The sequence below is a fragment of the Fictibacillus macauensis ZFHKF-1 genome (assembly GCF_000269865.1).
Taxonomy (GTDB): Bacteria; Bacillota; Bacilli; order Bacillales; family Fictibacillaceae; genus Fictibacillus_C; species Fictibacillus_C macauensis.
In genome coordinates this window covers 172,189-192,454 of sequence record NZ_AKKV01000026.1, presented here as the reverse complement: position 1 = coordinate 192,454, position 20,266 = coordinate 172,189, and the positions used below count along the sequence as shown (strand labels likewise).

The 20,266-nt window shown below is 42.5% G+C and carries 18 protein-coding genes and 1 other annotated feature; of the genes, 15 read left to right on the top strand and 3 right to left on the bottom strand.

All coding sequences use genetic code 11. The features are described from left to right. The first annotated feature begins 453 nt into the window (after positions 1–453). The 9 genes from hemA (at position 454) to ysxE (ending at position 10,105) form a co-directional block, all read left to right on the top strand. Entirely contained in the window at positions 454–1,788 is a 1,335-nt protein-coding gene (gene hemA, locus A374_RS11470) for a glutamyl-tRNA reductase (protein ID WP_007202378.1), read from the top strand. Between the two features lie 39 nt (positions 1,789–1,827). Next, the gene (locus A374_RS11465; RefSeq protein ID WP_007202377.1) at positions 1,828–2,661 is read left to right on the top strand and encodes a cytochrome c biogenesis protein; all 834 of its coding nucleotides are present in this window, start codon (positions 1,828–1,830) and stop codon (positions 2,659–2,661) included. Positions 2,662–2,693: 32 nt separating this feature from the next. Continuing rightward, positions 2,694–3,626, top strand: coding sequence for a hydroxymethylbilane synthase (hemC, locus tag A374_RS11460; protein WP_007202376.1), 933 nt, complete (start codon positions 2,694–2,696; stop codon positions 3,624–3,626). Beyond that, on the top strand, positions 3,623–4,375 hold the full coding sequence (locus tag A374_RS11455) for a uroporphyrinogen-III synthase (RefSeq protein ID WP_007202375.1): 753 nt from the start codon (positions 3,623–3,625) through the stop codon (positions 4,373–4,375). Before hemC ends, A374_RS11455 begins: the two co-directional genes overlap by 4 nt. 14 nt (positions 4,376–4,389) lie before the next feature. Then, complete coding sequence (gene hemB / locus A374_RS11450) at positions 4,390–5,364, top strand: porphobilinogen synthase (RefSeq protein ID WP_007202374.1); 975 nt, start codon at positions 4,390–4,392, stop codon at positions 5,362–5,364. A gap of 13 nt (positions 5,365–5,377) precedes the next feature. Next, the gene (gene hemL, locus A374_RS11445) at positions 5,378–6,661 is read left to right on the top strand and encodes a glutamate-1-semialdehyde 2,1-aminomutase (RefSeq protein ID WP_007202373.1); all 1,284 of its coding nucleotides are present in this window, start codon (positions 5,378–5,380) and stop codon (positions 6,659–6,661) included. A gap of 159 nt (positions 6,662–6,820) precedes the next feature. Then, complete coding sequence (locus tag A374_RS11440; protein WP_007202372.1) at positions 6,821–8,128, top strand: LysM peptidoglycan-binding domain-containing protein; 1,308 nt, start codon at positions 6,821–6,823, stop codon at positions 8,126–8,128. A 4-nt stretch (positions 8,129–8,132) separates the two neighbouring features. Then, positions 8,133–9,053, top strand: a complete 921-nt coding sequence (locus A374_RS11435) for a hypothetical protein (protein WP_007202371.1) — start codon at positions 8,133–8,135, stop codon at positions 9,051–9,053. Continuing rightward, positions 9,050–10,105: a spore coat protein YsxE gene (gene ysxE / locus A374_RS11430; protein ID WP_007202370.1), complete on the top strand. Its 1,056-nt coding sequence runs from the start codon at positions 9,050–9,052 to the stop codon at positions 10,103–10,105. Before A374_RS11435 ends, ysxE begins: the two co-directional genes overlap by 4 nt. Before the next feature lie 34 nt (positions 10,106–10,139). Here the strand turns inward: ysxE and A374_RS11425 are convergent, their stop codons facing one another. After that, the gene (locus A374_RS11425) at positions 10,140–10,352 is read right to left on the bottom strand and encodes a hypothetical protein (protein WP_007202369.1); all 213 of its coding nucleotides are present in this window, start codon (positions 10,350–10,352) and stop codon (positions 10,140–10,142) included. Between the two features lie 196 nt (positions 10,353–10,548). Continuing rightward, positions 10,549–10,789 (top strand) — a binding site (T-box leader). Positions 10,790–10,832: 43 nt separating this feature from the next. On the opposite strand from A374_RS11425, the gene A374_RS11420 reads away from it, so the two are divergent. Further along, complete coding sequence (locus tag A374_RS11420; RefSeq protein ID WP_007202368.1) at positions 10,833–13,484, top strand: valine--tRNA ligase; 2,652 nt, start codon at positions 10,833–10,835, stop codon at positions 13,482–13,484. A gap of 69 nt (positions 13,485–13,553) precedes the next feature. Here A374_RS11420 and A374_RS11415 read toward each other — a convergent pair whose 3' ends face one another. Both A374_RS11415 and A374_RS11410 read right to left on the bottom strand, forming a co-directional pair. Beyond that, positions 13,554–14,504 (bottom strand): ATP-grasp domain-containing protein, encoded by a 951-nt coding sequence (locus A374_RS11415; RefSeq protein ID WP_083842021.1) that lies wholly within the window; start codon positions 14,502–14,504, stop codon positions 13,554–13,556. Further along, positions 14,423–15,331, bottom strand: coding sequence for an ATP-grasp domain-containing protein (locus A374_RS11410; protein WP_007202366.1), 909 nt, complete (start codon positions 15,329–15,331; stop codon positions 14,423–14,425). The genes A374_RS11415 and A374_RS11410 overlap by 82 nt, the downstream gene beginning before the upstream one ends. Before the next feature lie 63 nt (positions 15,332–15,394). Here A374_RS11410 and A374_RS11405 point away from each other — a divergent pair, with 63 nt between their 5' ends. The 5 genes from A374_RS11405 (at position 15,395) to radC (ending at position 20,252) form a co-directional block, all read left to right on the top strand. After that, positions 15,395–16,711: a bifunctional folylpolyglutamate synthase/dihydrofolate synthase gene (locus A374_RS11405; protein ID WP_007202365.1), complete on the top strand. Its 1,317-nt coding sequence runs from the start codon at positions 15,395–15,397 to the stop codon at positions 16,709–16,711. Positions 16,712–16,790: 79 nt separating this feature from the next. Beyond that, entirely contained in the window at positions 16,791–17,561 is a 771-nt protein-coding gene (locus A374_RS20060) for a prepilin peptidase (RefSeq protein WP_040340537.1), read from the top strand. Positions 17,562–17,678: 117 nt separating this feature from the next. Beyond that, on the top strand, positions 17,679–18,668 hold the full coding sequence (locus A374_RS11395) for an SPOR domain-containing protein (RefSeq protein WP_007202363.1): 990 nt from the start codon (positions 17,679–17,681) through the stop codon (positions 18,666–18,668). A 295-nt stretch (positions 18,669–18,963) separates the two neighbouring features. Next, positions 18,964–19,551: a Maf family protein gene (locus A374_RS11390; RefSeq protein WP_007202362.1), complete on the top strand. Its 588-nt coding sequence runs from the start codon at positions 18,964–18,966 to the stop codon at positions 19,549–19,551. Between the two features lie 29 nt (positions 19,552–19,580). Then, positions 19,581–20,252 carry a RadC family protein gene (gene radC / locus A374_RS11385; RefSeq protein WP_083842027.1) on the top strand — a complete coding sequence of 224 codons (672 nt, stop codon included), beginning with the start codon at positions 19,581–19,583 and terminating at the stop codon, positions 20,250–20,252. Positions 20,253–20,266: the final 14 nt, after the last annotated feature.

Below are 20,266 nucleotides of genomic sequence, written 5' to 3'. Positions count from 1 at the left end.
CCTGCTTGCGCTACAAAACAGAAGAAATGTCCTTCTTTATGTAATAGAAGTTTCCTCTCATGTCTTTCTGTTCGATAAGCATGTTCAGTGGATGAAGAGAATGACGAGGATGGTTGCGAAGAAAGTCTGGTTGGCGTCAGCCAACATGTTTGGTATAGTAGATAGGGAACGCCTTCTCCAAAAAGCAACATTTTACGATGATCAGTAAATGCGTGTAACTACAGGGGTCGTTTTCTAAAGATTGTCCTGTCACTTTTTTCTGAAAAAATTTCCAAGGAAAATTAGGGACCTCTTTTTAATAGAAATTGTGATGCTGGACAGAATAGGAAAAAGATTGGAAAAAACTTTTGCCGTTCTGTCACAAAAAAGCAAGCAGATTTATAATTATTATCGTTTAATACATGTTATAATTATCGTAAATTGCAGTGGAAATATGTAAAGGGGGTGAGTGGGATGCACATCCTTGTTGTCGGATTAAATTACAAAACAGCGCCTGTTGAAATACGTGAAAAAGTGTCGTTCTCACAAGAGGAGCTAACGGAGGCTATGGTAGCTCTTCGCGAACGAAAAAGCATATTAGAATGTGTGCTTGTTTCGACATGTAATCGTACGGAAATGTATGCTGTTGTCGACCAAATTCATACCGGTCGTTATTATATGAAATCATTCCTTGCTGATTGGTTTGATATTGATAAAAATGAACTTACGCCTTTTCTTTTCATTCGTGAAGAGGAAATTGCTGTAGAGCATCTCTTCCGGGTAACGGCAGGTATTGACTCTATGGTACTTGGAGAAACACAAATTTTAGGACAAGTGCGCGATAGCTTTTTGTTAGCACAACAAAAAGGCACAACAGGAACGATCTTTAACCACTTATTTAAAGAAGCCATTACACTTGCAAAGAAATCCCACTCTGAAACAGAGATTGGTGAAAATGCTGTATCCGTTAGTTATGCAGCAGTAGAACTTGCGAAGAAAATTTTTGGTGACTTGAACGAGAAAGATATTTTACTTGTTGGGGCAGGGAAAATGAGCGAGCTAGCAGCTAAGCACTTGCACGCAAATGGCGTTGCAAGCGTTCATGTTGCGAATCGTACCTTTGAAAAAGCCGCTGAGCTTGCCGAAAAGTTTGAAGGAACACCACATGCAATGGAAGACATAACGACCGTGTTAGCTTCTACGGATATTGTGATTACTTCGACGGGATCACCGGACTATGTTGTGACAAAAAACATGGTAGAATCTGTGTTAAAACAAAGAAAAGGGCGACCGCTCTTTATGGTTGATATTGCTGTTCCGCGTGACTTGGATCCTGCGTTAGATGAGCTTGAAAGTGTGTTCTTATACGACATTGATGATTTAGAAGGCATTGTTGAGGCGAACTTAGCAGAACGTAAAAAAGAAGCTGAGAAAATCGAGCTCATGATTGAAGAGCAAATCGTTGCTTTTCAACTATGGATTAACACGCTTGGTGTTGTTCCATTGATTACGGCACTGCGCAATAAAGCGTTAGCTGTTCAAGCCGATACGATGCAAAGCATTGAACGTAAGATGCCTAACTTAACTGATCGTGAACGAAAAGTGTTAAGCAAGCATACGAAAAGCATTGTCAATCAATTGTTGCGTGATCCAATTGTGCGCATTAAAGAGATGGCAGGAGAAGAAGAAGCGGAACAAGCGCTTTCCTTCTTTACGAAAATTTTTGCTATTGAAGAAGAGGTTATACGTCAAGAACAACAGCAAGTAGAAACACCGGCCGTTGAAATGACTCCTTCCTTTTCGGTATGATTATGATGTCATTTACGCTCCGCAAGAGGAGTTGCTATTATGCAAATGCAGAATGCTAATTGGATATATGATACGACCATTATCTTGTATGCGTTAAGCATCATTGGTTATTTTATCGACTTTTTACAAAACAACCGGAAAGCGAATCGCATGGCTTTCTGGTTGCTTTCTTTTGTTTGGATTTTACAAAGCATGTTCTTTTTTCAGCGTATGATTGTTACAGGTCGACCACCGTTACTGACGCCGTTTGAAGGCTTGTTTTTTTACGCATGGGTGCTCGTCACGTTTTCGCTCTTATTAAATTGGTTTTTTAAAATTGATTTTCTCGTCTTTTTTACGAACGTCGTTGGCTTTTTTATTATGTCATTTAATTTATTTGCACCGGGCGAGGATACAGCTTCTTCCGTATCGATGAGCTTAATATCAGAGCTGCTCGTCATTCATGTTACGATGGCTTTCGTCTCCTACGGCGCGTTTACGCTCTCTTTTATTTTTTCGATGATGTATTTATTGCAATATCGTTTGTTAAAGCAAAAAAAATGGAGCAAGCGGCTTCAGCGCTTAGGAAGTTTATCGGTGCTGGAACAGCTGTCTTTCGTTCTTAATATGACCGGCGTACCGCTACTTTTATTGAGCTTGATTTTAGGAATTATTTGGGCGTACATAAAAGTTCAAGCGTTTTCGTTTTTGGATGTAAAAGTAATTTCGTCCTTTATTGTTTTAATTGTATATAGTAATTTTTTGTATCAAAAAGTAGCAAAAGGGTTGCAAGGAAAACAGATGGTGTTTTGGAATAGCGCTGCGTTTCTCGTTGTCCTCATCAATTTTTTCTTAGCTTCTACCTTTACGACATTTCATTTTTGGTACGATTAAGAGGTTGGATCTTCAAGTAGGAGGAATGGCAGATGAGAAAGATTATAGTAGGCTCAAGACGAAGTAAGCTTGCGTTAACACAAACAAATTGGTTTATCGATCAGTTAAAAAAACTCGGCTTACCGTTTGAGTTTGAAGTCAAAGAAATTGTAACAAAAGGTGATGTCATTCTTGATGTTACGCTTTCTAAAGTGGGCGGTAAAGGCTTATTTGTAAAAGAAATTGAGCAAGCACTTCTTTCGAAAGAAATTGATATGGCTGTACATAGTATGAAAGATATGCCGGCGCTATTGCCAGAAGGTTTAATGATCGGCTGCACGCCAAAACGCGTCGATCCGCGTGATGCATTTATCTCCCATACGTACGATTCACTTGCTTCATTACCGGCTGGAGCGATTGTTGGGACGAGCTCTTTACGAAGAGCGGCACAACTTTTACATAAGCGTCCTGATCTAACGATTCGCTCGATTCGAGGGAATATTGATACGCGCCTTAGCAAGTTAAAAGACGGTAGCTTTGATGCGATTATACTAGCTGCAGCAGGTCTTGAGCGCATGGGATGGTCTAAAGAGACGGTTACAGAATTTTTACCGATTTCGCTTAGTTTACCAGCGGTCGGTCAAGGGGCATTAGCCATTGAGTGTCGTGAAAGTGATGACGAGTTGCGTCAGCTCCTTCACCATGTGAATGATGATGAAACATTTGAAACGGTTATGGCAGAACGTGCGTTTCTTCATACGTTAGAAGGCGGTTGCCAAGTGCCGATTGCAGCTTTTGCGCAAAAAGAAAGCAACGGGACGATTTCGCTCACAGGCTTAGTTGGTACACCAGATGGTACGAACATTCTTAAAGAAACGGCACAATCACATGATGCGAACATTCTTGGTGTGCAATTGGCTGTGCAACTACAAGAACAAGGAGCGACTGAGATCCTAGAAAGTGTAAAGAAAGACTTAGGACTATGACGACATCAGGAGTGCTCGCAGGTGAGCGTATTATTGTTACACGTGCGGCCGAGCAGGCAGGAAGCTTAATCGCCTCTTTACGTAAGGAAGGGGCGGTTCCTGTTGCTTTTCCTGTTATGCAAATTTGTGCGCATGATGATGCTACGGTAGATGCCGTCTTAGCGAAGCTTTCTGCGTTTCAATGGATTGTGTTTACGAGCGGAAATGCTGTGGCGCATTTTTTTGCTTTGTTAGATCGAAAGCAGTTGTCGCTAAGTCAGCAAAAGATTGCTGCCGTCGGTCCTAAAACGGCAAATAAGCTCCGCGAAAAAGGAATCGAACCTAACGTAATCCCCGCAATGTATGAAGGGCGCGCGTTAGCGGCAGAACTGGCTCGCGTCATGAAGCGTGGCGAAGAAGTATTAGTACCTAAAGGGAATTTAGCAAAACAGACCGTAAAAAATGAACTTACTGGTGTCGCTAACGTAACGGAGCTAATCGTCTATGAAACGAAACGCGTGCGCACCGCTGACAATGAGAAGTTAGACGGGACAGAGGAAGCGATCGTATTTATGAGCCCTTCAAGTGTTGCGTTTTTCTGTGAACTAGTGGAGGAACCATTATTGCTTCAGTATAAAGAAAGCGCTCTCGCTGTTTGCGTAGGTCCCGTAACGGAAAAAGAAGCTAGAATGAAAGGCTTTCATAGGCTGATTGTTGCGTCTCACTTTACGGAAGAGGGTATAATAGAAGCTGTGAAGAAACATGGATAGAAAGGGGTATCAACATGGAATTTAAACGTCATAGAAGACTAAGAAGTAGTGAGGGTATGCGTGCAATGTTACGCGAAACGCAGCTTTCAACGGATGATTTTATTTATCCTATTTTTTTCGTAGAAGGTGAAGGCATTCGTCAAGAAGTACCATCAATGCCGGGTGTGTATCACGTCTCCCTTGATTATTTAGAAGCAGAGATGCAGGATCTTGTGGATCATCACATTCGCTCGGTAATGGTATTTGGTGTTCCAAATCATAAAGATGAGGTAGGAAGTTCAGCTTATGATCATAATGGCATCGTGCAACGTGCGATTGGGATGATTAAAGAAAAATTTCCTGAACTCCTCGTTATTGCAGATACGTGCTTATGTCAATATACCGATCATGGTCACTGTGGTGTGATTAAAGATGGTGACGTTCTAAACGATGAATCTTTAACACTATTAGCGCAAACCGCTGTCTCTCAAGCGCAGGCGGGTGCGGATATGATTGCTCCCTCTAACATGATGGATGGCTTTGTGGCAGCTATTCGAAAAGGATTAGATGAAGCTGGCTTTGAACACATTTCCATTATGAGTTATTCGGTGAAATATGCCTCTGCTTATTACGGACCATTCCGTGATGCGGCTCATAGTAGTCCACAGTTTGGCGATCGTAAAACGTATCAAATGGATCCAGCGAATCGCTTAGAAGCGCTTCGTGAAGCGCAGTCTGATGTCGAAGAAGGCGCTGATTTTCTCATGGTAAAACCTGCGCTAGCCTACTTAGACGTTTTACGTGAACTAAAGGATCGTTTTCCATTACCACTTGTTGCGTATAATGTTAGTGGAGAGTACGCCATGATTAAAGCAGCGGCACAAAACGGTTGGATTGATGAAGAAAGTGTTGTGCTTGAAACGTTGTTAGGGATGAAACGAGCGGGAGCAGATTTAATTATTACGTACCATGCGAAGGACGCTTCGCGCTGGTTAAATAAACAACGGTAGGAGGAACACGTTCATGAGAAACTTTGAGAAATCAAAGAAAGCTTTTTCTGAAGCAAAAAAATATATGCCAGGTGGCGTAAATAGTCCAGTACGTGCCTTTAAGTCAGTGAACATGGATCCTGTTTATATGGCGCGTGGAAAAGGCTCGAAAATTTATGATATTGATGGCAATGAATATATTGATTACGTGTTATCATGGGGACCGCTTATTCTTGGTCATGCCAATGATGCTGTCGTAGAAGCGCTGAAAAAAACAGCGGAGCTTGGGACAAGCTTTGGGGCGCCAAGTGAATGGGAAACGAAATTAGCAAAGCTTGTCGTTGAACGTGTGCCATCTGTTGAAATCATTCGCATGGTTAACTCAGGAACAGAAGCAACGATGAGTGCGCTTCGCTTAGCACGTGGCTATACGAGCCGTAATAAAATCCTAAAATTTGAAGGGTGCTACCATGGACATGGTGATTCATTGCTTATTAAAGCAGGTTCTGGTGTGGCAACGCTTGGCTTACCAGATAGCCCGGGAGTACCAGAATCGATTGCGAGCAATACGATTACTGTTCCTTATAACGATTTAGATAGTGTACGCTATGCCTTTGAGCAATTTGGTGAAGATATCGCGTGTATTATCGTTGAGCCAGTAGCTGGCAACATGGGTGTTGTTCCGCCGCAAGCTGGCTTCCTTGAAGGCTTACGAGCGATTACAGAACAATATGGCGCCTTGCTTATTTTCGATGAAGTCATGACAGGGTTCCGTGTGGGGTATCATTGTGCGCAAGGTCACTTTGGCGTAACGCCAGATTTAACGTGCTTAGGAAAAGTAATCGGTGGTGGATTACCGGTTGGCGCGTATGGTGGAAAAAAAGAAATTATGGAGCAAATCGCACCAAGTGGACCGATTTACCAAGCAGGTACACTATCTGGGAATCCACTAGCAATGGCGGCAGGATACGAAACGCTCAGACAGCTTACGCCAGCTTCGTATGAAGAGTTTGTGCGAAAAGGAGATCGACTTGAAGCGGGCATTAAAGAAGCGGCACAAAAGTATCATATTCCTCATACGATTAACCGCGCTGGCTCTATGATTGGCTTTTTCTTTACAAATGAAGAGGTGATCAATTATGAGACCGCTAAGTCTTCTAATTTAGATCACTTTACACGTTATTTCCAAGGCATGCTTGAAGCGGGTATTTCTTTACCGCCTTCGCAATTTGAAGGGTTATTCTTATCAACAGAGCATAGCGATGCTGATATCGATCAAACGATTGCAGCTTTTCATCACACATTTTCACAACTATAAACCGAAGAACGAAGATGTCGCGCTACGTAAGTAGCCTGACACCTTCGTTCTTTTTTTGTCTGCCATTTCCAAGAACATTTCCTCATTCAATCATAAATTCTTGTATGTTCTCATATTCCTGTAGTGTATGAATAAAAGGTTGAAAGGAGGAGAAAGGCAATGAATCCTTCAAAGCTGCGTTTCTCCATTGAGGAGTCCATCTGGTTAAAGAACGGACAGGAAGTAGCAGAAGTTGTTTCAATGGCAATCGATCCAGAAATTGATGTTACAGAAGAAAACGGACAGGTTTACGTGCGAGGTGCGTTACTGCTTCATGGTGAATATAGACCGTGCGCGCAAGGCGCAAATTTTAACCTAGAAGGAAGTTCCCTTCGTGAGCAAGCTTCCTATCGCTCGCTTACACAATTGAAAATGAATGACGAAGGCTTAGCAGAGTTAGAGCATCGTTTTCCGATTGATATTACCGTACCCGCATCCAAAGTGAGAGCCCTTCATGATGTGTTTGTTGGCATTGAAGAATTTGATTATGATTTGCCACATCCTACATGTATTGCGCTGATCGCAACGGTATCTATTTCAGGAATTGAAGAGGAAGCCATGATGAATGAGCATATGGTGGAAGAGGAAGTGACGTATGAGCACATGCCGCAAGAGGAAGTGTCATACGAGCATATGACAGAAGAAGAAGCGCCATATGAGCATATGCCGGAAGAAGAAGTAACCTATGAGCAAACACCTCCTCCACTTTCCGTTCCTTATGCGGCTATTGAGCAGGTGCAAGAACAATTTCAGGCACAAGAAAAGATAGCTGATCCTCAAGAAGAAGTGTATCATCGGGAAGAGATGATGAACGAGGAATCGCCACAACAGCATGCGACGATGAATATTCCGATAATGGATGCCCGCATGCTTGATCCAGAGCTCAAGCCCTTTATGGAAGAGCAAGATTTTGCACAAGCGCAAGATATTTTCGCTCCGTTTCAATTTGAAGCAAAGAAACTGTTCGAAGAAGTAGCACCGCCTCCACCTGCTGCGGTAGAAGAGCAACCGCAAATTATTTATCAGCGTAAAGAAGAAAAAAAACCAGCTAGTATGGAACCGGAGCTTGAAGTTAAAAAATCAGTGTATGAAACGTTTATGCATAAGTCACCGCCTGCCCCACCTGCTGCTGTAAATTCTGTAGAAGAAGTGCCACTACCAGAGAAACAAGAAAAGGTGGAAGAGCAAGCAACCTTAAGCGCCGCGCGTAATGAAGAAAATACGTTATCATTAACGAAAATGTTGGGCGGCAATGAAGAGCGTTTTTCTAAAATGAAAATGTACATTATGCAACGAGGGGAATCATTAGAATCGATTTGCGAAAAGTATGACATTTCCATGCATTCGTTAATGCGGGTTAATCGCATGAGCGAAGAAGAAATGGCAGAAGGGCAAATTATCTATATTCCCGTTTCCAAAGGACGCTAAGCCGATGAATGTTATAGAAGAAATTAAAAAAGCGTATGAACTTCGTACGGTTTCATGGAAACAAAAGGGGAAGCTACTGGATACAGATTGTGGTTTAAAGCGGGTGGTGCTGTGGAGTGATGACAATCTATTAAAGTGGCATGTAAAGTGGCGAGATCAAACAGGACGGAATAGTGTGGCCATCGCTGACCGAATGATTCGGACAGCGACGGGTCACCCCTGGATTGAAGTGAACGGCAAATATGTAACGTTACATGACGAAGTAGAAGGAAGCTATGACCGAGCTGGTCATGAAAAAGCATGGGGGCTTTTAATAGGGACGATGTTAAAGGCCGGGCTTGAAGCCTCGCAAGAATTTAGTACGTTATGCCAAGAGAAAACCTATTCTTTTGGGCAATGCTTAAGCGCTGTTCATCAGTTAGGTAAGCAATTTACCGTACTTGAAAGTGTCAAGCAATGCTTAGTAGAAGCAGATAAGCGGTTAAAGCAAGCAGAAGAAGTGAAGAAAGCAGCGGGAGAGTGCCTGCTACCGATTATGGATCAACCGTTAAGCGTGTTACATGGTAAGCAAATTTTTAATATTCTTTTTTATAAAGGAAGCCATCATGAGCCCATCCGCGGTTACTTGCCGCTGCGCCATTTTTTACGAGATTGGTTGAAAGAGTGTGGCCCGCATTCTTTAAAAAAGCTTTTGCATTGTATCAATGAGCATTATTCTTTGCAGCAAGAGCAAGGGCTCCTTCTGTTAGCCGAACTATTAATGCCATGGGAGCTTGTTCATTGCGTGGAACAATTAGAAACAAAAGAGCTTGCACACATCATTTCGACGGTCGAGCAATTTGAGCAAAATTGGGATTTTAATCGTATTCTTCTGCACTGTTATTCTGAATGGTTAGATGAAAAGCGAAGGAAGGTGGCTTTATGAGCACTTCCAGCGAAGGCATTAATTATGGACCGGTCTTGTTTCAATATGATCTGTATCCAGAGAAGATAGAAGATCACGGGCAGGCGAAAAAAGTCATGTCGCGGAGGGGGACCTTCGCGCTCAAAGAAACGAGTATGACTGAGGAAGAACAAGAGTGGTTTATTCATGTAATTCAGCGCTTATCAGAGCTTGGGTATCATCAAGTTGTACCGCTCTATCCAACAAAGCACGGTGATTATGTTGTCAGAAGTGGCAATTATACGTATTATTTAATGCCATGGTTTTCAGCTGAACCGCGCTATGAATATGATAAAGATGAACTGGTGATTCACGAGATTGGTAAGATTCATCAGCTGACGTTGAAGGAGCAAGATTTTTCGCAAGAAGTCGTGGATTATTCGTTTCAATATTTAATGCAACGCTGGGAATCACGGCAATTAGAGATGGAGCGTTTTGCCGAAGAATCTGAGCGCATGACATACATGTCACCTTTTGCACTTACGTATTTAAGTCATTTTCATCAGATGATGCGTCTGGCGGAAGATGCAAAGCGAAAGCTGCGTGATTGGTATGATATTTGTCATAGTGAACAGCGCTATCGCAGTGTGTTATGTCATGGGCAGTTATCGAGTCAGCATTTGCTTTTTTCGCACATGGGCGAACCGCATCTCTTAAACTTTGAACGGGCTGTGCTTGATACACCGGTGCGTGATCTTGCCTACTTTTTTCGCAAGGCGGTTCATCAACCTACGTGGACGCGTGAAACTGGAAGTAAGCTATTTGAATTGTATCAGCGCCATATAGAACTTTCAGAGGAAGAGCGTTATTTGCTCGTAAGTTATATGAGTTTTCCAGAACCGATCTTTAGTTCTATTGAGATGTATCATAATCAGCGTGGGCAGCATAGTCAAATTGAGTTGGTGAATCGTTTAGAAAAGAGAATTAGTGCGATGCGCCACATCCGTGAATTTTGTGATGATATTTTAAGTTTACCGTTGCCAGCGAAGCCAGAAGATGAATTTTTTGAAGGCGAAAAAGAAGATCACATGTAAGCGTGCGCTGTGATCTTCTTTTTTTGTTGCGCTTTTATAGGATTTCAACTACAAAGCAAACGTGAAGCAGTAGCAAAATGACGATAATAATTAAATCTACTCCCGATGGAAAGAGAAGCGTCCGGATGACTTGAAAGATGATAAGAGGGATGGTAAATTGACTGATTGTATCGCGGATATTTTTTAACCAACTTGGCCACTGCATTTTTCCTTGTCCTCTCCATGATCGACGAAAGCGTTTAGCCATGGTTCCTTCCTACTTTCCTTAGTAAGAGTCTCTTATAGTAAAGGTATTCATCATTAAGCTACTTCTTGTCAAAAAAATACTGTAGTAAAACACGTTCATCCGTACTGCAACATAGAATAAATCATCGATAAAGGGGGAAAGCTATTGACGTCTTATGGTGCACTCGGTAAAATAAGGGGTACATAACTGAATAATACTAGATGCGAAGAATGGGAAGAGTACGACATTTACCCTTTTAGAGAGGAAAATCAGTAGCTGAGAGATTTTCTAAGGATGTTAAACGTCAGAAGGTCGCCCAGGAGCAGCTTTTTTGAGGTGGGAATCACGTAGGAAAAGTCGGCGAACAGCCGTTATCATGACATGAGTGTACAGAAAACGTACGTTATTTTCTGTAAACAAAGGTGGTACCGCGAATGTAGCTTCTTTTCGTCCTTTGAGACGATTAGGGGCTTTTTTATATGTTAAAAGGAGGCGACATGTATGTCGAATGAAGAAAAGCAAGAGCTTTCTATGCCAACGAAATATGATCCAAAGGCAACAGAAGCCGCTTGGTATCAATATTGGGTAGATGGGAAATTTTTTGAAGCAACAGGTGATCCTGAAAAAAAACCATATACAATTGTTATTCCCCCACCGAACGTAACAGGAAAGTTACACTTAGGTCACGCTTGGGATACGGCACTGCAAGATATTATGAGTCGTGCCAAGCGCATGCAAGGCTATGATGTGCTTTGGCTACCAGGTATGGATCATGCAGGGATTGCGACACAAGCAAAAGTAGAAGGCAAGCTTCGTGAAGAAGGAACGAATCGCTATGAGTTAGGACGCGAAAAGTTCCTCGAAAAAGCGTGGGAGTGGAAAGAAGAATACGCAACGTTTATTCGTAAGCAATGGTCAAAGCTTGGGCTTGGATTAGATTATTCGCGTGAGCGCTTTACACTAGATGACGGCTTATCAAAAGCGGTACGTAAAGTTTTTGTTGATTTGTATAACAAAGGTCTCATTTACCGTGGCGAGTATATTATTAACTGGGATCCAGATACGAAAACAGCGCTTTCTGATATTGAAGTGATTCACGAAGAAGTGCAAGGTGCTTTTTATCATATGAAATATCCATTAGCAGACGGTTCTGGAAGTATTGAAGTGGCAACCACGCGTCCAGAAACGATGCTCGGAGATACAGCGATTGCGGTTCATCCACACGATGATCGCTACAAGCATTTAATTGGGAAGAAAGCAATTCTACCGATTGTCGGTCGTGAAATTGAAATTGTCGGCGATGACTATGTGGATCGTGAGTTTGGATCTGGCGCTGTAAAAATCACGCCAGCACATGATCCGAATGACTTTGAAATCGGCAATCGTCATAATTTAGAACGCATTCTCGTAATGGATGAGGGCGGAAAAATGAATGACAATGCCGGCAAGTATGAAGGATTAGATCGCTTCGAATGCCGTAAAGCCATCGTAAAGGATCTTCAAGAGGCAGGCGTTCTCTTTAAAATTGAAGAGCATATGCATTCGGTTGGTCATTCTGAGCGCAGTGGTGCGGTCGTTGAGCCGTACTTGTCTACACAATGGTTCGTGAAAATGCAGCCACTAGCACAGCAGGCGATTGCGCTGCAACAATCTGAGAACAAAGTAAACTTCGTACCAGATCGTTTTGAGAAAACGTATCTTCGCTGGATTGAAAATATTCGTGATTGGTGTATTTCACGTCAATTATGGTGGGGTCATCGCATTCCTGCTTGGTTCCATAAAGAAACAGGCGAACTTTACGTAGGAGAAGAAGCACCAGCTGATCTTGACAATTGGGAACAAGATACAGATGTCCTTGATACGTGGTTCTCATCGGCACTATGGCCATTTTCAACAATGGGTTGGCCAGATGAGGAAGCAGCTGATCTGAAACGCTATTATCCAACAAATGTGCTTGTAACCGGCTATGATATTATTTACTTCTGGGTAGCACGCATGATTTTCCAAGGTCTCGAATTTACAGAAGAGCGTCCGTTCCAAGACGTACTCATTCATGGACTCGTTCGTGACTCAGATGGCCGTAAGATGAGTAAATCACTCGGCAATGGTGTCGATCCGATGGATGTTATTGAAAAATACGGTGCCGATGCGCTGCGTTTCTTCTTAACAACAGGAAGCTCACCAGGAAATGATTTGCGTTTCTATTGGGAAAAAGTAGAGTCTACATGGAATTTTGCAAATAAGATTTGGAACGCTTCTCGTTTTGCATTAATGAACATGGATGGCTTAAAAGCGGAAGAGATTGATTTAAGTGGAACATTAAGCTTAGCGGATCAATGGATTTTAACACGCCTCAATGACACGGCTGAAAACGTAACGCGCTTAATGGATACGTACGAGTTCGGTGAAGTAGGGCGCGTATTGTATAACTTCATTTGGGATGATCTTTGTGATTGGTATATTGAAATGGCAAAGCTTCCATTATATGGAGAAGACGAAGCGGCGAAAAAGACAACTCGTTCGGTTCTTGCTTATGTGCTTGACCAAACATTGCGCTTATTGCATCCGATTATGCCATTTATTACAGAGGAAATTTGGCAGCATCTTCCGCACGTTGGGCAATCAATTACCGTAGCAGCTTGGCCGACGAAACGCGAGGATCTTCATTTCCCAGAAGCGGCAGCTGACATGAGCTTAGTAACTGAAATCATTCGTACGGTTCGCAACATTCGTTCTGAAATGAATGTGGCACCAAGTAAACCAATTAAACTAGAGATTTCAGCGAAAACAGAAACCGTGTTACATGCGCTACAAAGAAATAAAAACTATTTAGAGAAATTCTGTAACCCAAGTGAGTTAACGATTGCGGTAGGTCTTAGTGCACCAGAGAAATCGATGAGTGCCGTGTTATCTGATGTGGAACTGTACTTACCACTTGAAGGCTTAATTAATTTGGACGAAGAAATTGCTCGCCTTGAAAAAGAAGTAGATAAATATAAAAAAGAAGTAGAGCGCGTTCAGAAGAAGCTTAGCAATGAAGGCTTTATGAAGAAAGCGCCTGAAAAAGTAATTGAAGAAGAGCGTGCGAAAGAACAAGATTATAGCGAAAAGCTCGATAAAGTACGCCAACGTATTCAAGAACTACAAGCATAAGTACTAGCAACGAAAAAAATCCGAACAGTACGTCCTTTCAAGTAGATGAGGGTGTACGTTCGGATTTTTTTATAGAGAACTGTTGTGTAAGTGTTGGGCAATATGTGTCATATAGCATTGAACGATATTAATAGAGCTCGTTGCACTTAGCGAGCGGCTGCCAACCGCATCTTCAATTTCGTTAAAAATAAATTCGCCGTTTTCTGTTACTAAAAAATCAATCCCAGCCATATCAATGGTCACAACATCAAGAATGCGCTGAACAAGCTGGCGTTGCTCGGTTGATAACTCGTAAAATGAGGCTTCGCCACCAAGTGACACGTTGGCGTGAAACTGAGTGGATGAGGAGCGAAGAACGGCGCCGATAATCTCATTGTTGACAATAAACACACGAACATCTTTTCCATAAGGTAGTAAACACTTTTGCAAAACCCAGCGCTCATGGAAATGCTCACGAAATATAGCTTCAAGCTCGTTTGGGTGATGAACGAGGTGAACGTCAGTGCCCCCTCTGCCGCTTGCTAACTTGGCAACGAGTGGAAAGGAAAAGGGAAGCGATGCGAGCGAAAAGCGGGATGGAACAAGAAAAATACTATCCATCATCGGTATATGAAGACCTGCTAAAAATTGATACGTTCGCGCTTTATCGTTTGCAATACTAGCAAGAGCGCTATTGTTAAAAACCGTGATGCCCATTTTTTCAAGGTGAGCGGATAAGAAGGGATCTACACCACGCATGATCGCAAACGTTGGCAAAGCGATGTGCTCTTCGTTATAGTAAAGAGAAAGACGATGATTCGTCACACCATAAGCAAAGTCTTCGACGTACATAAGCGTTAAGGAAAGACCCACAGCAGCAGCTTCGTCTTGCATCCACTTAATGTAGGAAGCATTCGTCACACTCGCTTGTTTTTGATAAATGAGCCAGCCCGAAATGGTCATCCGATCATACCGTTCCTTCTTGCTAAGTCGCTTTGTATATGCGCAATCATTGCTGGCGCCACATCGATTTGTGTGCATTCATAGATGCTTCTTATATGCGCATTAGAATTAATTTCACAGACAATCGGAGAGCCATCAGGACCAAAAAGGAGATCGACGCCAGCGAAAGCGGCATTCACAGCAGAAGCACAGGCAATCGCTAACGCTACTTCTTCATCGCTTGGATCGTACGGCATGCTGCGTCCGCCAGCTGTAATGTTCGCGCGAAAATCTGTTTCGCTACTTCGCTGCATAGCGGCAATCACTTGGCCACCGACTACGTTAAGCCGAATGTCTTTGCCCCAGCTAGAGGTGATCATTTCTTGTACAATATACTCTGTAGCACCAAGTGCTGCTACTTTTTCACGCAGCTCTGTTTCATTATGAACGAGGTATACTTGCATACCAAATGAGCCATAGGCTTCCTTAATAACAAGGGGAAACGAGAGGTGCGCTGTAAATAGGGCAAGGTGATCATCGTTTGATAGCGTATGAAAGATTTTTGGTGCGATGATTGTTTTCGGAAGCGGAAGCCCTTGAGCGGCGAGCGCTTGATACATTTTTCCTTTATGATCACATCGTTCAATCGTCTCGGCAGAATTGTACACAGGAATTCCAAGAAGCTCTAGCTGGCGCGCGAGAAAAAGATCTTTATCGCCAAAAATAACAAAAGCGGGTAGCTCCGTTTCTTTGCCAGCAAGCAGTAGTTTTCGTTCATGAAGCAGAGGTAACAGTTCATTGTTTTTGATAAGGATAGGGGTAATGCCGGCGTCTTCGGCGGCGCGCGCCATCCATTGTGCAAAATCGGTGAATTTTGCTGAATTTAAATTGCCATTATAAATAATCCAACACATAGATGGTTTCATAGAAGCCTCCTTAAGCAGTTTTCTCTATTGTTTAGCATAGCACAAGAAAGGGTGAAAAATCTTATGTTCCAAACGTACGATGATGTGAATCGCTTTTTACAATTAGAACATCCTGGTGAGATGAAAATGGGTTTAGAAAGAATGCGTGCCGTTTTACAAAAAATGCAGCATCCTGAAAAAAAACTTACGTGTATTCATGTGGCTGGCACGAATGGAAAAGGCTCAGTCATTGCGATGTTACATGCTATTTTTAAAGAAGCAGGCTACACGGTCGGGACATTTACGTCTCCGTATCTTGAATGTGTTACGGATCATATTCACTATCAAGGAGAAGCCATTCCTCATGAAAAATTACAGGATATTCTTCACAAATTAAAGCAACCTGCCGATGAAGTTAAAAAGGAGGGGTATGGAAGCTTGTCAGAGTTTGAAGCGATGACAGCAGCGGCTTTTCTCTATTTTGCAGAAGAACAACCGGATATTTGTTTGATTGAAGCAGGCTTAGGCGGCCTAACCGATGCTACGAATGTCATTACACCCCTCGTTTCTGTGATTACAAGTATCGGCTATGATCATATGAACATCCTTGGTAGAACGCTAGCTGAGATTGCGCATCATAAAGCGGGCATTATTAAAGAAGGTGTTCCGGTCATTACAGCTGTCAAAAAGCAAGAACCAAAAGAGGTAATTATAAACACGGCAAAAAAGGTTGCTGCACCGTTAGAGTGTGCGGGCATGACTTATCAGACAGAGCGGACAGCCGTGAAGCAGCGGGGGCAAGAGGTTTTTTACGTCACGACGCAAGACGATAAAAAGGGGCCTTATCCACTTTCTATGCTTGGTGCCCATCAAGTTGATAACGCCGGCATTGTAGTTATGACGATTGAAGCACTCAACAGACGCTACGGATTTACGATTTCAGAAGAGGCGCTAACGAATGGTTTGCAAAAAGCGTCGTGGAGCGGCCGATTTGAGTATGTTGCTGCACCGTTTCCGTTGTTAGTAGATGGCGCACATAACCCAGAAAGTATGACAGCACTTCTACAAACGTTACGCGATCATGCGCCAAAGACGCGGTTTCATATTTTATTTGGGGCGCTACAAGATAAAGACGTTCACGAGATGTTAACGCCGTTAGAAGAAGTTGCCTTATCGATTACGTTTACAGACTTTTCTCATCATCGCGCGCAAAAGGGCGAGATGTTAAGAGCGCAATGTTCACTCTCTGAAACGTATTATGAGAAAGATTGGCATGAAGCCATCCGCAGATGGCTTCAAAAAGGTTCACAAACGGAACCGTTGTTGTTAACAGGCTCACTTTACTTTATTGCGGAAGTGCGTAGCTATTTGTTGCAAAAAATTTCAGAGATGAACGTCTAACCTTTCCTCTTATTTGATGCAAAGAAAGTGAGGTGAAAGAGGCTGCTACCACGTTGGTGATGGTAGTAGCTGCCCTTTCATGAATAGCCTACCTTATGTGTTTCTCGCTCTTTTTGGAAGTGTCGTTGCTTCCTTTGGTCATGTGGTTGGACATCGAATGGGAAAGGGCGATTCCATTATTGCACCACGCTCACACTGCCCCTACTGCCATCGGTTCCTTCGCTGGTACGAATTAATTCCACTGTTTTCATGGATGGTGCAACGCGGGCGATGTCGAACGTGTCAACGCAGTATTCCCATTCATTATTTTTTAATGGAATGCCTTGCATGTTGTTTCTTTCCACTGTTTCCTTCTTTTGTTGGGTGGTCACCCGAACTGCTTGTTGCGCTATCCTTTCTTCTTTTTCTACTTATCATTTCTGTTTCCGATTTATGTTACCTCATCATTCCTCATCGTATCTTACTCTACTTCAGTATTTTGCTCGGTATAGAGCGGTTGTTTATTCCTTTTGATCCTTGGTGGTTGATGGTTGTTGGTGGTGCTGTTGGTTTTTTTACCTTATATCTCGTATTGCTTGTCTCTAAAGGCGGAATCGGGGGTGGTGATGTTAAGCTAATGGGCGTTGTTGGCCTTGTGCTTGGTTGGCAACTCGTGCTGCTTGCTATTATACTAGCGACGTTTTGTGGTTCGCTTTATGTTGGTATTCTTCTATTGTTTCGTCAATCGGTAACAAAAGGCATGCTTCTACCATTTGGTCCTTTCCTAGCTATTGGTTCCCTAGCGGCTTACGTGATGGGTGATAGCCTAGTAACGTGGTACTTCTCAACATTTCTAGCCTTGCTTCCCTAAAACGACTCTTTCATTTTGTCTCGTTTGTTCTACGAATGTCAAAACACGCATAGAGTAATTACTAGATGATAGAGCACAAGTGAGGTACAAACTATAGGGAAGCGAGGATAACCACATATGACAACGTCTAATAAAGTGAATGTAACGATTAATGGGAAGTCGGTTACGCACGAGTCACATAAAGCCCAAGATGTTTCAATCGAAGAAACCGCTGTTACGATTTATCCTAGTCCTAATGAATCTTTTTTAAGTAAAAAGGGCAGTAGGAAAGAACCGCTATTTCAAACGCCGCAATTGCATGCCCTCTTTCAAAAATTGCAGTGGAAACATCGGTTTCAACGCAAACGAATGCTGTTAAGAAATCAACATCGAAATGTACGTCCATTTTCAAAGCCGATGATTACAGCTGTCATTGCAGCCGTCTTCATTGGTTGCACATTTGGCGCCGTCATTCTCATGCTGTTTACAGGAAATTCAGTTAGTCAACACGACCAATCTATACCAACACAAGCGGCACAGCGAAGTTCAGCGGTGACGATTAAAGAAATACCGCTCACGTTATATGGTATTCAAAACGGATTATTTGCTACAAAAGACAAGGCGGAGGAAGCGAGGACCGACTTGCAAAAGAAGGGAGTTGCCGCTGCTATTTATAAGCAAGGGACAAGCTACGCCGTTTTAATTGGGTTATCAAATCAAAAAGATCAAGCGGTCGCACTCGAACAAACGTACAAAAAAGAAGGTGTCTCTACATGGTTACGAAAGGTAGATGCTTCGTCTTCTAAGCTACACGTTGCAGATCGCCGTGATGAAGCATATATGGTGAACGGAAAAATCTTATTACAAAATCTCATTACACTTTCTGAAATGACGGCTGTTAGTGAGAAAGCACAAGCGTCCATCAGCAAAGACTTTAAACAATGGCAAGCGTATCGAGTAAAGCAAGAGCATCTATGGTCAGAAGGTCAACGAAAAGCAGTCGCTGCGTACGAGAAAGAAGTTGGAGCGACGATTGCGCAGTTAAAAACGAACAAAGACAGCCGCGTAAAGCAAGCCGCTCTTAATAGTTTTATAGCGTACGATTCCCTTATGAAGGCTCTGCAATAGAATCCAATGAGAAAAAGGTGGCGTAGCATTCCACCTTTTTCTTAGCACTTAATCTGTCGGCCATGATCTAGGAAGAAGCAAGCAAATGGAGAAAGAGTTCATATAAACGTCAATTTTAAAAAAATAGTACGAAAGATTTCGCGAAATCCGTCATAAAAAGAGAAAGAATGGCGAAAAATTAAAAGAACAAATGTTGAATCGGATTGCATATTGTCTAACTTTGGAGATTTTGATATGCTTACTGTACATCTCCTGCCAATAGATGGTTTTGCAACCCGTTGTAAAGGATGATGACATGAAACGCCTCATATTAGCCTCTTCTTCGCCTCGAAGAAAAGAACTTCTTTCAATGAACTCTATCAAATACGAAGTGATTCCTAGTACGATTCAAGAGGTCATGGATCCTACGTTATCATCTGAGGAACTTGTTTGTTCACTTGCGAGACAAAAAGCAGAAGATGTTTGGAAGCGCCATAAAGATGCGGTCGTTCTTGGCGCAGACACGGTCGTTGTTATTGATGAAACGGTAATGGGAAAGCCTGAAGACCGAAGTGATGCAGTACGCACACTGCAGTCTTTATCAGGGAAAACTCATACTGTTTACACAGGTGTATGCATTCTTTCAGAAGAAAAAGAATGCGTTTTTTCGGTCGCGACAGAGGTTACCTTTTGGGAACTAAGCGCTGCTGAAATTGAGAACTACATCGAAACAGGTGAACCGTTTGACAAAGCTGGAAGCTATGGCATTCAAGGGAGAGGTTCTCGCCTTGTCAAGCGCATTGAAGGGGATTATTACAGCGTGGTAGGGTTACCGGTTTCAAGAGTCGTCAGAGAGCTTGACAGCTTTGGAATCAGCACGGTCAGTCAGGAAGATATTTTGTAGGAGGAATGGCATTGACTGATGCGACGCTTATGATCCGCGATTATAACCATGAGGATAAACCGAGAGAACGATTGCTTGCGAAAGGACCGGAAGCGCTCGCGAACCATGAGCTGCTAGCCATTATATTGCGAACTGGTTCTCGCCACGAGTCTGTACTTCAGCTCGCCAATCGGATTATTCGTCACTTTGAAGGGTTACGATCGTTAAAAAACGTAAGTATTAGCGAGTTAAAGGAAATTCACGGCATCGGAAATGCGAAAGCGGTTGAATTGCTCGCTGCAATTGAGCTTGGAAGAAGAATGAGCCAATTGCCTATGGAAGACCGTTATGTGATTCGTTCACCAGAAGATGGGGCGCAATACATGATGGAAGAACTGCGTTTTTTAGAACAAGAACATTTCGTATGTTTGTATTTAAATACGAAAAGCCAAGTAGTTTACAAGAAAACGATTTTTATCGGCAGCTTGAATTCTTCGATTGTACATCCGAGAGAAGTATTTAAAGAAGGTCTAAAGAAATCAGCAGCTTCTTTTATATGCTTTCACAATCATCCAAGTGGGGATCCGTCCCCAAGTAGAGAAGATATCGATGTGACAAGAAGATTGGCAGAGTGCGGAAAAATAATAGGGATTGAATTGCTCGATCACATTATTATTGGTGATTTAAAGTATGTAAGTTTAAAAGAAAAAGGGTATGTTTAACATTGTAATTTACG

Excerpts from the sequence above, each read along its gene's own strand:
- hemA (WP_007202378.1), top strand. The coding sequence starts at position 454 with ATGCACATCCTTGTTGTCGGATTAAATTACAAAACAGCGCCTGTTGAA.
- A374_RS11465 (WP_007202377.1), top strand. The coding sequence starts at position 1,828 with ATGCAAATGCAGAATGCTAATTGGATATATGATACGACCATTATCTTG.
- hemC (WP_007202376.1), top strand. The coding sequence starts at position 2,694 with ATGAGAAAGATTATAGTAGGCTCAAGACGAAGTAAGCTTGCGTTAACA.
- A374_RS11455 (WP_007202375.1), top strand. The coding sequence starts at position 3,623 with ATGACGACATCAGGAGTGCTCGCAGGTGAGCGTATTATTGTTACACGT.
- hemB (WP_007202374.1), top strand. The coding sequence starts at position 4,390 with ATGGAATTTAAACGTCATAGAAGACTAAGAAGTAGTGAGGGTATGCGT.
- hemL (WP_007202373.1), top strand. The coding sequence starts at position 5,378 with ATGAGAAACTTTGAGAAATCAAAGAAAGCTTTTTCTGAAGCAAAAAAA.
- A374_RS11440 (WP_007202372.1), top strand. The coding sequence starts at position 6,821 with ATGAATCCTTCAAAGCTGCGTTTCTCCATTGAGGAGTCCATCTGGTTA.
- A374_RS11435 (WP_007202371.1), top strand. The coding sequence starts at position 8,133 with ATGAATGTTATAGAAGAAATTAAAAAAGCGTATGAACTTCGTACGGTT.
- ysxE (WP_007202370.1), top strand. The coding sequence starts at position 9,050 with ATGAGCACTTCCAGCGAAGGCATTAATTATGGACCGGTCTTGTTTCAA.
- A374_RS11425 (WP_007202369.1), bottom strand. The coding sequence starts at position 10,352 with ATGGCTAAACGCTTTCGTCGATCATGGAGAGGACAAGGAAAAATGCAG.
- A374_RS11420 (WP_007202368.1), top strand. The coding sequence starts at position 10,833 with ATGTCGAATGAAGAAAAGCAAGAGCTTTCTATGCCAACGAAATATGAT.
- A374_RS11415 (WP_083842021.1), bottom strand. The coding sequence starts at position 14,504 with ATGCACACAAATCGATGTGGCGCCAGCAATGATTGCGCATATACAAAG.
- A374_RS11410 (WP_007202366.1), bottom strand. The coding sequence starts at position 15,331 with ATGAAACCATCTATGTGTTGGATTATTTATAATGGCAATTTAAATTCA.
- A374_RS11405 (WP_007202365.1), top strand. The coding sequence starts at position 15,395 with ATGTTCCAAACGTACGATGATGTGAATCGCTTTTTACAATTAGAACAT.
- A374_RS20060 (WP_040340537.1), top strand. The coding sequence starts at position 16,791 with ATGAATAGCCTACCTTATGTGTTTCTCGCTCTTTTTGGAAGTGTCGTT.
- A374_RS11395 (WP_007202363.1), top strand. The coding sequence starts at position 17,679 with ATGACAACGTCTAATAAAGTGAATGTAACGATTAATGGGAAGTCGGTT.
- A374_RS11390 (WP_007202362.1), top strand. The coding sequence starts at position 18,964 with ATGAAACGCCTCATATTAGCCTCTTCTTCGCCTCGAAGAAAAGAACTT.
- radC (WP_083842027.1), top strand. The coding sequence starts at position 19,581 with ATGATCCGCGATTATAACCATGAGGATAAACCGAGAGAACGATTGCTT.